Source organism: Spirillospora sp. CA-142024, from assembly GCF_050942325.1.
Classification (GTDB): domain Bacteria; phylum Actinomycetota; class Actinomycetes; order Streptosporangiales; family Streptosporangiaceae; genus Spirillospora.
The window spans coordinates 2560673-2574081 of sequence record NZ_CP192077.1 but is presented as its reverse complement, the minus strand read 5'-3'; the positions used below and the strand labels follow the sequence as shown (position 1 = coordinate 2574081).

10 protein-coding genes are annotated in these 13409 nt (G+C 72.6%); 1 reads left to right on the top strand and 9 read right to left on the bottom strand.

From position 1 onward, the window contains the following. Positions 1–12: 12 nt before the first annotated feature. The 5 genes from ACQPZP_RS12350 to ACQPZP_RS12330 all read right to left on the bottom strand — a co-directional run bounded on the left by ACQPZP_RS12350 (position 13) and on the right by ACQPZP_RS12330 (position 5858). The gene (locus tag ACQPZP_RS12350; protein ID WP_433477766.1) at positions 13–651 is read right to left on the bottom strand and encodes a hypothetical protein; all 639 of its coding nucleotides are present in this window, start codon (positions 649–651) and stop codon (positions 13–15) included. Between the two features lie 338 nt (positions 652–989). Continuing rightward, a complete protein-coding gene (locus ACQPZP_RS12345; protein ID WP_433477765.1) occupies positions 990–2519 on the bottom strand; it encodes a DUF2079 domain-containing protein in 1530 nt (509 codons plus the stop codon). Positions 2520–2575: 56 nt separating this feature from the next. Beyond that, complete coding sequence (locus ACQPZP_RS12340) at positions 2576–4561, bottom strand: FtsX-like permease family protein (RefSeq protein ID WP_433477764.1); 1986 nt, start codon at positions 4559–4561, stop codon at positions 2576–2578. Further along, positions 4558–5274, bottom strand: coding sequence for an ABC transporter ATP-binding protein (locus tag ACQPZP_RS12335; protein ID WP_433477763.1), 717 nt, complete (start codon positions 5272–5274; stop codon positions 4558–4560). The genes ACQPZP_RS12340 and ACQPZP_RS12335 overlap by 4 nt, the downstream gene beginning before the upstream one ends. Continuing rightward, a complete protein-coding gene (locus tag ACQPZP_RS12330; protein ID WP_433477762.1) occupies positions 5271–5858 on the bottom strand; it encodes a PadR family transcriptional regulator in 588 nt (195 codons plus the stop codon). Before ACQPZP_RS12330 ends, ACQPZP_RS12335 begins: the two co-directional genes overlap by 4 nt. Before the next feature lie 140 nt (positions 5859–5998). On the opposite strand from ACQPZP_RS12330, the gene ACQPZP_RS12325 reads away from it, so the two are divergent. Then, positions 5999–6787: a hypothetical protein gene (locus ACQPZP_RS12325; protein WP_433477761.1), complete on the top strand. Its 789-nt coding sequence runs from the start codon at positions 5999–6001 to the stop codon at positions 6785–6787. Between the two features lie 61 nt (positions 6788–6848). Here the strand turns inward: ACQPZP_RS12325 and ilvC are convergent, their stop codons facing one another. The 4 genes from ilvC to ACQPZP_RS12305 all read right to left on the bottom strand — a co-directional run bounded on the left by ilvC (position 6849) and on the right by ACQPZP_RS12305 (position 13243). Further along, positions 6849–7832 carry a ketol-acid reductoisomerase gene (gene ilvC / locus ACQPZP_RS12320; protein ID WP_433477760.1) on the bottom strand — a complete coding sequence of 328 codons (984 nt, stop codon included), beginning with the start codon at positions 7830–7832 and terminating at the stop codon, positions 6849–6851. Between the two features lie 71 nt (positions 7833–7903). Then, positions 7904–8428, bottom strand: coding sequence for an acetolactate synthase small subunit (gene ilvN / locus ACQPZP_RS12315; protein WP_433467894.1), 525 nt, complete (start codon positions 8426–8428; stop codon positions 7904–7906). Positions 8429–8433: 5 nt separating this feature from the next. Then, positions 8434–10305, bottom strand: coding sequence for an acetolactate synthase large subunit (locus tag ACQPZP_RS12310; RefSeq protein ID WP_433477759.1), 1872 nt, complete (start codon positions 10303–10305; stop codon positions 8434–8436). 112 nt (positions 10306–10417) lie between these two features. Next, a complete protein-coding gene (locus ACQPZP_RS12305; RefSeq protein ID WP_433477758.1) occupies positions 10418–13243 on the bottom strand; it encodes a putative bifunctional diguanylate cyclase/phosphodiesterase in 2826 nt (941 codons plus the stop codon). Between the last annotated feature and the right edge of the window lie 166 nt (positions 13244–13409).

Sequence of the window (13409 nt, the reverse complement as noted above, 5' to 3'; positions counted from 1 at the left end):
CGCCGGGATCGTTCAGGCGGCGTTGGGTTCGGGCACCGCGGCCAGCACGGTCGCGACCCGCTCGGCGTCGGAGACGTGCACGTGCGGGACGTCCACGAACACCCGCAGCGGCCCGGCCGGCAGCCCGAGCTCGTCGGCCACCTGGATCTGCACCTCGCGCAGCGGGATGTACATGAGGTAGCCGCGGTGGACGTTCTGCGAGCGGAACATCGCGGTCATGATCAGCCGGTAGCCGCGGATGCGGAACGACAGCGCGGTCAGGGCCGGCAGCCCGTCGGCCGGCTCACCCGGGATCGTCAGCGAGATCCACGCGCTCGTGGTCCACGGCCTGGCCCGCAGCAGGTCCACCACCCACCGGATCTGGTCGTGGCCGTCCAGATCGTGCAGCCTCGGCCAGTACCGCCCGCGGACGACGCGGCGGGTGCGCTCCTGCGCCCGCCGGACGAGCCGCGCCCGGTCGCCGTGCTCGTGCAGGATCGGGTCCTCCCAGCTGAGGGAGCTGACCTCGAACAGCAGCGGCGGGCCCTCGATGATCGGGCCGCCGTCCTCCAGACCGGCCAGGCCGGCCGTCCAGACGTGCCGCAGGACGCCGATCCACGCCTGCCCGCACGTCTCCCAGCGCCGGACGTCCTCGTCCTCCCGCGCCGGCACGTCACGGCTCCTCGCCGTAAATCACGGAATTGCCCGCCTTCCGCATTGACGTCCCGGTAATGAATTCCGGTTCGTCCGCGGCCGGTGACCTTCCGTCGTCGCCGATCAGCCTCACACCGCTCATGCACTCGCCCCAAGGCCCGCTCGGGCGGCGGCCACGGCGGTGTTCGCGCAGGTTCTCCCGCCACCGGCCGCGACCGTCACGGCTTTCTTCAAGTATCAGGCAAAGTACCCAGAAAGGGTAGGGATATGTATCACCACGGGGCCTTCACCGGCATTCTGACCGACGCGCCGATGATCGGTCACTGGACAATCTGTCCAAACGCCGGTGATATGTCTCACCCGGGGCCGGGGACGTCCCGGTACAGCACCAGGTATCCGTCCTGACGGAACACCTCGCGGTATCCCTCCGCCTCCAGTTCCCCGACCCGGCGCCGCTGGTCGGCGACCGACGGGAACGGGAACTCCAGCCTCCCGACGTACGCGACGACCCAGGGCGCACCGCGCGACCGTTCGTCCCACAACAGGACGCGGGCGCGGGACGTCAGCGCCGGGCCGACCCCGTTGGCCGCCTCGACGAGCGCGCCGTCCGGGATCTTCGCGGCCGCCGCGGACGCCGCCCTGGCCCGTTCGTTCTGCCGCCACAGCGCCGGGTCGGCCAGGTGCCGGTAGGCGAAGAACGGCACGAAGACGAGCATGGCCGCGAGGACCCCCGCCATCGGAAGAACGGACGGAGCCCGCCGCGCGGGCCCGAACCTGCCGCGCAGCCGCGCCGCACCGTCCGCCGCGGCCAGCACGAGAACGGCGATGATGAAGGCGTTGTAGTGGTAGTGCGGTTCCCACCAGTTGCCGAACCGGCTGGCGAGCATCCGCTCGGCGAGCAGCGGGACGGCGGTCAGGGTCAGCGGGGACGCCAGCGGCAGCAGGAGCAGCGGCAGGACGACGAGCGCCATCGTGAGGATCTTCTGCGGCGGGGTGCCGAGGACGCTCACGAGGTCCCACGGGTGGGTGAGCGCGTGCGCCGCCGCATGGGGCAGGTCGGGGCCGAGCGCCCCGTACGCCCAGTAGTAGTCGTTGTCCCCGCCGAACGCCGCGATGGCCACGCGGGAGCACACCCAGGTGGCGACCAGCCCGACCACGATGTAGGCGAGGCCCGCCCGCCGGTCGCCGCGGGGCAGCAGATCGCGCGGGGTCCGGCGATCGCGCTCGTCGGGACGGGTGAGCAGGTAGAGGCCGAAGCCGGCGAGCAGCAGCCCCATGTCCTCCTTGACCAGCAGCAGGCCGAACGCGGCGGCCGCCGCCTGGACCCGCCGTCCCGCGTCGTGCCGCTCGACCATCAGCGCCGACAGCAGCGGGACGAACGCGACCTCGTGGAAGTCGAACGCGAGCGCCTCGGCGATCGGCCAGGACAGCGCGTAGCCGCCCGCCGCGCAGTACGCGGCGCCGGCGCCGAGCCTCCGCTCGGTGTACCGCCAGATCGGCGGGATCGCGAGCGCGAGCAGGACGGCCTGCGCGACCAGCAGCGTCGCCGGGCCGTCGTGGATCCAGTACAGCGGCGCGAGCAGGGCGAGGATCGGCGAGAAGTGGTCGCCGAGGATCGAGAAGCCCGGGCCGAAGTCGTTGTGGACGCCCTTGACCATGGCGACCGGCAGGTCGAAGCGACTGTAGGAGCGGATCGCCTGATCGAAGATCACCAGGTCGTAGCTGCCCGTCCGGAAGGCGCGCAGCCGCATGAGCGAGTACGCCGCGTAGAGCAGCGCGCTCACCGCGACCAGCGCGGTGAGCGCGGCGCGGCGCCGCCGCGCGACTCCCCCGCGGCTCGCGGGGACCTCGCCGACGCGCCCCTCCACCGCAACCGCCTCAGCCACGCGCCGGACGCTACCACCGGCACCGGCGCGCGGCTGAGTCGCCTGGCGGGCGTTTGCTAAGTTGCCATGCGGCCGGTGGCGGGGAGGCGGCCGCCGGTCACGGCGCCGGCGAAGACCGCCGCGACCAGCGGAATGCCGAAGGCGAGCGCCAGCATGAGCAGCCACGGGATGTCGACGATCGTGCCGTGGCGCGGGAAGCCGGGCTGGTTCACGCCTTCGGTCAGGGGCCGGGTGACCGCGAGCCCGGGGACGAGGCCGCCCGCGATGCCGAGCCAGCAGCCGATCGCGGCGGTGACCCCGGCCTGCCCCATGGTCAGCAGCCGGCCGGTGCGCGGCCTGGCGCCGACGGCCTGGAGCGTCGCGAGGTCGGGCCGGGCGTCGGCGGCGGCCAGGCTCGTCGCGATCAGCGTGCCGCCCAGCGCGAGGATGGCGGCGGCCGCCCCGAGCACCAGGGTGATCTTGCCGAACGAGCCGGTGAAGCCGCGCTCGACGTAGACCGTGTCGTCGTACGGGCCGAAGGCTTTCATCGTCTTCTCCAGCCGTGCCTGCTCGGCCTTCGTGACCCGGTGGTCGGCACGGTCGACGCCGTACGCCTGCGTCTCGATGCGCAGACCGGTCTTCGCCGCGATCCGTTCCGCGACCTTCGGGGGCACGATGGCCTCCACGTGCGGATCGCCTTGGGCGGCGACGGCCGGCAGGTCCGGCACCGTGCCGGCGGTGTGCTGCTGGTCGTCGGCCCAGTAGGTGATCGTGGCGTCGACCTTCCCGCCGGCCTTCGGCGCCGCCCCGAACAGGACGATCTTCCCCGCGTCCAGCGCCGCGGTCACGGCGGGATCGTCGCGGCCGAGCAGCAGCCGGGCCTCGCGCGCGCCGCCGACCACGTTGTCCATGAGGTTGAAGCCGGCCATCCCGTCGTCCTCGGCGGCGAAGGACACGCTCCGGCACTGCGAGGTGTCCTCGGCGTAGCAGGACGAGCCCTCCCAGGGAAGGCCGCGCAGCGTGGTGACGGGCACGCCGGGCAGGTCGCGCATGATCGCCGGGCCGGCGGCCTCCGCGTTCTGCGACTGCGGCCGGACGAGCGCCGACCCCATGGGCAGCTGCGCCTGGTACTCGATGCGCTCCTGCCGGAAGTCGCTGGCGCCCCCGATGGCCAGCGCGGTGACTCCGGCGACGGCCGCGATGATCGCGGCGATCGCGGGCGCGGTGCGGGCCCGGTTGCGGGCGCCGTCGCGGACGGCGAGGCGGAGCGGCAGCGGGAGTCCGCGTGCGAGCCGCCCGCTCATCCCGACGATCCACGGGCAGGCGAGCACCAGGCCGATGATGATCGCCGCCGCGCCGACCGCGGCGCCGAACTCGCGCATCACCTCGACGCCCACCAGGGAGAACACCGTGCCGGCGAGGACGAGCACGCCGCCGGCGATCGGCCAGCCGCGGCGGCCGCGGCCGGGCGGCTCGCGGCGTCCGGCGAGGGCGGCGACGACGTCCATCCGGCCCGCCTGCCAGGCGGGCACCAGCGCGGCGAGAACCCCGCTGCCCGCACCGAGCAGCATCGTCACGGCGATCATGAGCCACGGCACGGTGAAGGGGCCGAGCGGTTCGCCGCCGTCCGACTCGGCGACCTGCTTGGTGACGGCCGCCGAGGCGATCCCGAGCGCGGCCCCGGCCACCGCGGCGATCCCGCCGAGCAGCAGGCCGCTCGCCAGGACGACGGCGCGCAGATGCCGGCCGGCGCCGCCCGACGCCTCGACGAGGGCGAGTTCGCGCCGCCTCCGCCGGACGTCCACGACGAACGCGGGCCCGGCCAGTAGCACGACCTGGAGCACGACCATCGCGATGATCATCGCGAGGACGGCGAGCTCGGCGCCGCTCGGCGCGGGCACGCCCTCCTTCGTGTCCTGCGCCATGGTGGTCGCCCGGAGGACGGCCAGGGTGACGACGACGCCGATCGGCAGCCCGATCATGCACAGCACCAGCGCCGTGCGGCCCTTGACGCGCAGAGCGTCCTGCCTTGCCATGCGCAGTGCGAAGGCGTAGCGGTTCACTTGGTCTCCTGGAGCAGGGTCTCGGGTCCGGACGTGCCGGGCGTCGCGTCGACGATCCGGCCGTCGCGCAGGAACACGACCCGGTCGGCCCAGGCCGCGTGCCGGGACTCGTGCGTGACCATCAGGCAGGACGCGCCCGCGTCGCAGCGACCCCGCAGGGCGCGCATGATGTCCTCGCCGGTGTGGCTGTCGAGGGCGCCCGTGGGCTCGTCGGCGAGGACGAGCCGCCGCTCCCCGACCAGGGCGCGGGCGATCGCGACGCGCTGCTGCTGGCCGCCGGACATCTCGTCCGGGAACCGGTCGGCGAGGTCGTCGATGCCGACCTCCGCCAGCGCGTGCCGCGCCTCCCGGCGGGCCTGGCGGGTGCGGGCGCCGTCGAGCTCGCGCGGCAGCATGACGTTCTCGGCCGCGGTGAGGCTCGGGATGAGGTTGAGGTCCTGGAAGACGTAGCCGACGCTGCGGCGGCGCAGCGCCGACCGTGCGGCCCGGCTGAGCGCGCCGACGTCCTTGCCGTCCACCAGGACCTGCCCGGCCGTCGGGCTGTCGAGGCCGCCCGCGAGCGTCAGCAGGGTCGACTTCCCGGATCCCGACGGGCCCATCACGGCGACGAACTCGCCCGCCGCGACGTCCAGCGTCACCCCGCGCAGCGCGTGCACGAGCGCGGCCCCCGTTCCGTGGTCGCGATGGACGGCCCGCATGGCCAGGGGGTTCATCGTCGTGCCTCCTCGTCGGTCTTCGCCGGCGTCTCGGCCGGCGCGGCGGGCCCGGGCGGCAGGGCGCGGACGACGTAGGACTCGCAGTGGTCCAGCCAGCGCACCTCCGCCTCCGCCTGGAAGATCATGGATTCCAGGACCAGCCGCCACGCTCGGTCGCCCTGGTCGGCGGGCACCGCGGGGGCGTCCGCCTTGAGCCGGGTGAGGTCCTGCAAGGTGCGGAGCGTGGCGGTGCGCTGGGTCTGGACGACGTGGGCGACGTCCACCCCGGGTGTGGTGACGGCCATCGCCAGTTTGATCGCCAGTTCGTCGCGCGGACGGTCGGACCGGACGAGGGGGGTGGCGAACCACCGCCGGACGTCCTCCTCGCCCGCCGGGGTGATCCGGTAGACGAAGCGGCCCTCGTCGTCGGCGCCGACGCGGGTGACGAGGTCGTCGCGTTCGAGCCGGTTCAGCGTGGAGTAGACCTGCCCGATGTTGAGCGGCCAGGTGGCGCCGGTGGAGGACTCGAACTCGGCGCGCAGCTGGTAGCCGTAGCGGGGTCCCTGGGCCAGAAGGGCCAGCAGACCGTGACGGATCGACATACCTACCAAGTATGCATACCGGGTATGGCGGTGGCAATACCGAGTATGCATCCACGAAGACACACCGGCGGGATTTCGCTGTGTGCAACCGTGTGGAGGCTTAACGTGACCGATGTCCCCGGCCGATCAGGAGATGACCCGTGACCTCGGACAGCACCATCAGCGTCCTGCGCGACGTCCTGCGCGTCTACGACCACCGCTACCTGAACCTCGACCGGCTCCAGCGCGAGCGGCTCGTCGAGGGCACCCGCCGCGTCATCGGCGAGGAGGGGCTGAGCGACGCCGCCCGCGCCGCGATGCCGGCGTCCGTCCGGCTCCGGGCGTTCTGCATCCAGCACGGCCTGTGCGAGGAACTGGAGCGGCTGATCCGCGACGAGGTCGAGGGCAGCCCGGCGGGCGCGGTCGTGGTCGGCGGGCGGATCTACGCGATGTACCCCTACCTGCGCGGCGTCCCCCGGCAGGACGCCGACATCACCACCGAGGTCGGCGTCGAGCACCGGCTGGACACCGTCACCTGGCAGGGCAGGAAGGTGCGCATCCGGGGCGTCGCCGCGCTCCAGCGCGTCGAGACGAACCGAACGGCCGTGGACGTCATCCTGCGGGAACGGACGTCCGGGATGGAACACGGCTTCCCCGCCGAGCCCCGCGCGGACGGCGGCGGAGCGTTCGAGGCCGTCGCCGACCCGGCGGCCGTGGAACCGGGACGCTGGGACGTGCACGTCGCGGCGACCACCCTCGGCGTGACCCGCGAGGCCCGGTTCGGGTCGGTCCGGGCCGAGGGGGCGAAGACCTCACCGCAGCGGCGCGCCGCCGGCGGCAAGGACGTCACCGTCTACTTCACCAAGGGCGGCCACCTGGCCCTTCTCGTGACCGAGAAGGAGGACTCCCCGTCCCTGCGCACCAGGATCCGCCGCCGCCTCCGCGGCTGAACACACGAGAGCGCGGGGGCAGGCCGCCCCCGCGCTCGCCGTGCGCATCTCGGTCGTCGGGTCAGTCGTTGAGCCAGCTCATCATCGGGCGCAGCTCGGCGCCGGTCTTCTCGATGGGGTGCTGGGCCAGCTCGTCCCGGTACTGCTGGAACTGCTTCTGACCGCCCTCGAACTCGTCCACCAGTTCCTTGGCGTACTGGCCGGACTGGATCTCGCCGAGGATCTTCTTCATCGCGGCCTTGGTCTCCGGCGTGATCACGCGCGGGCCGCGGCTGTAGCCGCCGTACTCGGCGTTGTCGGACACCGACCAGTACATCTTGGAGATGCCGCCCTCGTAGATGAGGTCGATGATCAGCTTCAGCTCGTGCAGGACCTCGAAGTAGGCGACCTCCGGCTGGTAGCCGGCCTCGGTCAGCACCTCGAACCCGGTCTTGATCAGCTCGGAGACGCCGCCGCACAGCACGGACTGCTCACCGAACAGGTCGGTCTCGGTCTCCTCGGTGAAGGTGGTCTTGATGCCGCCCGCGCGCAGCCCGCCGATGGCCTTGGCGTAGGACAGGGCCAGGGGCCAGGCGCCGCCGGACGCGTCCTTCTCCACGGCCACGATCACCGGCACGCCGCGCCCGGCGACGAACTGGCGGCGGACGAGGTGCCCCGGGCCCTTCGGCGCGACCATCGCCACGTCCACGCCCTCCGGCGGCTGGACGAGGTCGTAGCGGATGCTGAAGCCGTGGCCGAAGAACAGCGCGTCGCCCTCGACCAGGGCGGGCTTGATGTCCTTCTCGAAGATCTCCCGGTGGTGGTGGTCCGGGGCCAGCAGCATGATCAGGTCGGCCTCCTCGGCGGCCTCCGCCGGGGTGACCACGCGCAGGCCCTCGGCCTCCGCCTTCTCCCGGCTGGCCGACCCCTCGCGGAGCCCGACCCGCACGTCGACGCCCGAGTCGCGGAGCGAGAGCGCGTGCGCGTGCCCCTGGCTGCCGTAGCCGATGATCGCCACGTGCCGGCCCTGGATCACGCTCAGGTCGGCGGCGTCGTCGTAGAACATCTCAGCCACAGTGCTGTTGCCTTTCGTTGGTGTTGTCATGCCGCCCGCGGGCGGCCGTACGGATGGGCGGGTCAGGCGCTGCGCTCGATGGCCCGCAGCGAGCGGTCGGTGATCGACCGGGCGCCGCGGCCGACCGCCACCATGCCCGACTGCACCAGCTCCTTGATGCCGAACGGCTCCAGGACCCTGATGAACGCGTCCAGCTTGTCGCGGTTGCCGGTGGCCTCGATCGTGACGGCGTCGGGCGCGACGTCCACCACCTTGGCACGGAACAGCGTGACGGTCTCCAGGACCTGCGACCGTGTCTCCTGGTCGGCGCGCACCTTGACCAGCACGAGCTCGCGCTGGACGGACGCCGCCGGGTCCAGCTCAACGATCTTCAGCACGTTGATCAGCTTGTTGAGCTGCTTCGTGACCTGCTCCAGCGGCAGGTCGGCGACGTTCACCACGATCGTCATCCGGGAGATCTCCGGGTGCTCGGTGGTGCCGACCGCGAGGGACTCGATGTTGAAGCCGCGCCGGGAGAACAGCGCCGCGACCCGGGCCAGGATGCCGGGCTTGTTCTCCACCAGCACCGAGAGGGTGTGCAGGCTCATCGGGGTCAGTCTCCGTTCTCCCAGTCGGGCGCCATGTCCCTGGCGATCTTGATGTCGTCGTTGGTGGTGCCGGCCGCGACCATCGGCCAGACCATGGCGTCCTGGTGCACGACGAAGTCGATCACGACGGGCGCGTCGTTGATCTCCATGGCCTTGGCGATGACCTCGTCGACGTCCTCGGCCTTCTCGCAGCGCAGGCCGACACAACCGTACGCCTCGGCGAGCTTGACGAAGTCGGGGATCCGCTTGGCCGAGTGCAGATTCGTGTTCGAGTACCGCCCGTCGTAGAAGAGCGTCTGCCACTGCCGGACCATGCCGAGGTTGCCGTTGTTGATCACGGCGATCTTGACCGGGATGCCCTCGATCGCGCAGGTCGCGAGCTCCTGGTTGGTCATCTGGAAGCAGCCGTCGCCGTCGATCGCCCAGACCGTGGTGTCCGCCGCGCCGACCTTGGCGCCCATCGCCGCCGGGACGGCGTAGCCCATCGTCCCGGCGCCGCCGGAGTTCAGGAACGCGCCCGGCCGCTCGTACTTGATGAACTGCGCGGCCCACATCTGGTGCTGGCCGACGCCCGCGACGTAGTACGCGTCGGGCCCGGCGATCCGCCCGATCCGCTCGATGACGTACTGCGGGGACAGCGAGCCGTCGTCGGGCGTGTCGTAGCCCAGCGGATACGTGTCGCGCCAGGCGTCGAGCTGCCGCCACCAGTCGGTGTAGTCGCCCTTGCGGCCCGCCTCGTGCTCGTTCTGCACGGCGACGATCAGGTCGGCGATGACCTCGCGGGCGTCCCCGACGATCGGGACGTCGGCGTGCCGGTTCTTGGAGATCTCCGCCGGGTCGATGTCGGCGTGCACGATCTTGGCGTTCGGGGCGAACCCGTCCAGCTTGCCGGTGACCCGGTCGTCGAACCGGGCGCCGAGCGCGACCAGCAGGTCGGCGCGCTGCAGCGCGCCCACCGCGCCGACGGCACCGTGCATGCCCGGCATGCCCATGTGCAGCGGGTGGCTGTCGGGCAGCGCGCCCTTGGCCATCAGCGTGGTGACGACGGGCGCGCCGGTCAGCTCGGCGAGCACCTTCAGCTCGGCGGACGCGCCCGCCTTCAGCACACCGCCGCCGACGTACAGCACCGGGCGCTGCGCGCCCGCGATCAGCCGTGCCGCCTCGCGGACCTGCTTGGAGTGCGGCCGGGTGACGGGCCGGTACCCGGGGAGCTGCAGCGCGACGGGCCACTCGAACCCGACCGTCGCCTGCAGGGCGTCCTTGGCGATGTCGACGAGGACGGGGCCGGGACGCCCGGTGCCCGCGATGTGGAACGCCTCGGCGATGGTGCGGCCGATGTCCTCGGCCTTGGTGACCAGGAAGTTGTGCTTGGTGATCGGCATCGTGATGCCGGCGATGTCGGCCTCCTGGAAGCCGTCCGTCCCGATGAGGGAGGACGCGACCTGCCCGGTGATCGCCACGATCGGCACCGAGTCCATGTAGGCGTCGGAGATCGCGGTGACGAGGTTGGTCGCGCCGGGCCCGCTGGTGGCCATGCAGACGCCCACCCTGCCGGTCACCATCGCGTAGCCCTGGGCGGCGTGCCCCGCGCCCTGCTCGTGCCGGACGAGGATGTGGCGCAGCTTCGCGGAGTCGAACAGCGGGTCGTACGCCGGGAGGATCGCGCCACCCGGAATGCCGAACACGGTGTCGACGCCGACGTTCTCCAGGGCGCGGACCAGCGCCTGGGCTCCCGTCATCTGTTCGGTCGTCATGATTCTGCGGTTCCTTGGGGAGTGAGTCTTGGCTCGCCGGGCAACAAAAAACCCCCGCCGCCGGGAGGCGGTCGAGGGGAGGCGCGCAGGACGGAGAGCTTGGTCAGCCTGCGCGCCGACCAAGTACTACGAGGATGGTGGAAGTGCTCTGCACGAGCCCACTTTCGCCGATGTCCGGCCGCCGGTCAAATCCTTGGACACTTTGTCCCACATGTCGAGATGCGAGTGTCGCCGGTCACCCCGGCAGGGGCAGCGGGACGTCGCCGGGACGGTCCCGCTCCGCGAGGTTCGTGCGCACCAGCGACTCGACCCGCCGGGCCTCCATAGGCCGCGCCACGAGGAACCCCTGGCCGCGCGGGCAGCCCATCTCGCGCAGCAGCTCCAGTTGCTCGGGCCGCTCGATGCCCTCGGCGACCACGGTCAGCCCGAGGTCGCTGCCGAGCCGCACGATCGTCCGGGTGAGCAGCGTCAGCGTCTCGTCCGAGCCGAGGCCCGCCACGAAAGACGGGTCGATCTTGATGATGTCGACCGGAAGCTGCCCGAGGTAGGCGAGCGAGGCGTACCCGGTGCCGAAGTCGTCGATCGCGAGCCGGACACCGAGGTCGCGCAGCTCCGACAGGCGTTCCACGTTCTGGCCCGCGTCCTCGACGAGGACCTCCTCGCGCACCTCCAGCGTGAGGGCCTGCGGCGGCAGCCCGGTCTCCGCCAGCGCCGCCGCGACCGACTCCACGAACCGGGGCGCGGCGATCTGCCGGGCGGTGAAGTTGACCGACAGGCCGACGTCCCACGAGTCGCCGCGCCAGCGGGCGACCTCCCGGCACGCCTCCCGCAGCATCCACTCGCCGAGCGGGGTCATCAGTCCGGACTCCTCGGCCGGTCCGATGAACTCCTCCGGCGGCACCATCTCGTTCCCGCGCCGCCAGCGCAGCAGCGCCTCCACGCCCGTCACCCGGGACGTGGCGAGGTCGACGACCGGCTGGAAGTCGACCGAGAACTGCTCCTCGGCGAGCGCCGCCTGCAGGTCGCTGCCGAGTTCCAGCCGCCGCACGACGTCGGCGTGCATGTGCGGCGCGTACACCTCGACGCGCCCGCCGCCGAGCTCCTTCGCGCGGGCCATCGCGAGGTCGCCGTTGCGCATCAGGTCGGCGGCGGTGCGGCGCAGCCTGCGCCCGGCGTCGGACCCGGCGACGTGCGGCTGCTCCTCGTCCCCGGCGAACGCGATGCCGACACTCGCCGTCAGCACGATGTGCTTGTCGCCGACCTGGTAAGGGTCGACCGAAAGTACGCGGAGGAGCCGACCGGCGAGTTCGACTGTGGCGCGAGTCTCAGGGTCGTCCGGCGGCAGCTGGACCAGGACGGCGAACTCGTCCCCGCCCCACCGCGCCACCGTGTCGTCGGACTGGACGTTCGCGCGCAGCCGCCGGGCCGCCTGGGCGAGCACCTGGTCGCCGGCCGCGTGCCCGTCGGAGTCGTTCACGGCGGTGAACCCGTCCAGGTCGACGAACACGACCGCGACCGTGCCGCCGGCGTGCTGCCGCGACAGCACCTCGCGGGTGCGCTCCTCGAAGTAGGACCGGTTCGGCAGGCCCGTCAGGCCGTCGTGGAAGGTCAGGTGGGCGACCTGCCGCTGCAGCGCCGCCTGCTCGCTCAGGTCCCGGGTCGTCACCAGCAGCCGGGACGGCGCCCCGTCCGAGCCGCTGTACCGGGAGATCGTAGACTCGGTCGGAAGCCACGTCCCGTCCGCCGCCCGCACCCGGCACGACACCCGCAGCGCGTCCTGCGGCCCGACGTCGCCGGACTGCTCGTCCAGGAACTCGGTGAACACCTGCTGGACGCGCGGCAGGTCCTCGGGGTGGACGATCTCGTTCAGCGGGCGCCCGAGCAGTTCGTCCGGCGTGTAGTGGTAGGTGCGCAGGGCACCCGCGCTCGCGTACCGGACGGTCGCGTCCAGGTCGCAGATGAGCACCGCGTCGTTGATGCTCTCCGACAGCGCCCGGAAGTGCTCCTCGCCGGTGTTCACGGCCCGGCGCAGCGCGTCGTTCTCCCGCAGCAGCCCGGCCAGGCGCGCGATCAGCACCAGCGCCGCCGAGCCCGCCGCGATCGAGACGCCGGGTTCCAGGCCGTTGCTCCCGGTGATCGAGTGGCCCGCGATGAACAGCGCGGCCGCGGCGGCGACCGCGGCGGGCGCGATGCCCGGCCCGATCATGCGGCCGCACTCCTCGGCGCGGGCCGCCACGTCCTCGGGGATGTCGTCGACGGGCAGTCCAGGCCCGGCGGCCGGGCCCGTCCACGGCACCAGCAGCAGGAGCAGCAGCCCGGCTAGGCGCAGGATGTCGGACGGGTCGTCGCCCGGCCCCCCGCCGTCCAGCCGCACGAACGTGGTCACCACGTCGGCGGCCGCGATGGCGGCGAGCGCGCCGTACCCCATCCAGGCGAGGCGGCGGTGCCCCCGCGCGGCGCCGAGGACGAACGGCAGCGCGCCGCAGACGAACACGATGTCGATCAGCGGGTACAGGAGCTCCAGCAGGAACTCCGACGGCGACTCCCCCGACCGGTGGTACAGGCTCCCGAACAGCGCGACCCAGCCGAGCACGAACAGCGCGCAGGCGCAGACGTAGGTGTCGGCGACGTAGCGCAGCCATGTTCCCGCGTCCCGGGGCAGCCTGATCGGCACGACCAGGCCGGTGACGAGCGCGACGAGCGCGAACAGGTAGAAGAGGTCGGGGACCGAGAGCGACAGGGCGCTGCGGCCCGAGCCGTCCGACAGGGCGCCGCCCATCGCGCCGACGAACCAGGACGCGGCGGCGATCCCGTACCAGCGCCACGAGGCGCGCCAGATGCCGCCCGGGACGGACGCGTCCGCCGGGACGCCGTCGGGGCGCCGGGACGACAGCAGCAGGGAGACCGCGGCGGCGCCCGCGGCGCCGGCCTCGGTCCAGGCGATGAAGGGGCGGCCGCCCCAGCCGAGCAGCGAGCCGACGGCGTACAGCACGCCCACGACCGCCGCCATGCCGATCGGCAGCGCACGCGGCGATATCCGCCTGGCGTAGTCGCCGCTCATCGCGCCGTGTCCCTTCCTGCCCCGGTGGAGCGAATCGGTCCCCGCGGACGCCGCATCACGCCGGGGGGATTCGGTGGGGTCCACGACCCTCGCCGCATGGATAACGGCCGGAAGGTCACGGATCGTGCCCCGCGCAGGGATCGGCGCGGGCCCGGTGGGGAGCGCA

Bases quoted from the DNA above. Each gene is read 5' to 3' on its own strand.
- ACQPZP_RS12335 (WP_433477763.1), bottom strand. From the start codon at position 5,274: ATGAACCCCCTGGCCATGCGGGCCGTCCATCGCGACCACGGAACGGGG.
- ACQPZP_RS12330 (WP_433477762.1), bottom strand. From the start codon at position 5,858: ATGTCGATCCGTCACGGTCTGCTGGCCCTTCTGGCCCAGGGACCCCGC.
- ilvC (WP_433477760.1), bottom strand. From the start codon at position 7,832: ATGTTCTACGACGACGCCGCCGACCTGAGCGTGATCCAGGGCCGGCAC.
- ilvN (WP_433467894.1), bottom strand. From the start codon at position 8,428: ATGAGCCTGCACACCCTCTCGGTGCTGGTGGAGAACAAGCCCGGCATC.
- ACQPZP_RS12305 (WP_433477758.1), bottom strand. From the start codon at position 13,243: ATGAGCGGCGACTACGCCAGGCGGATATCGCCGCGTGCGCTGCCGATC.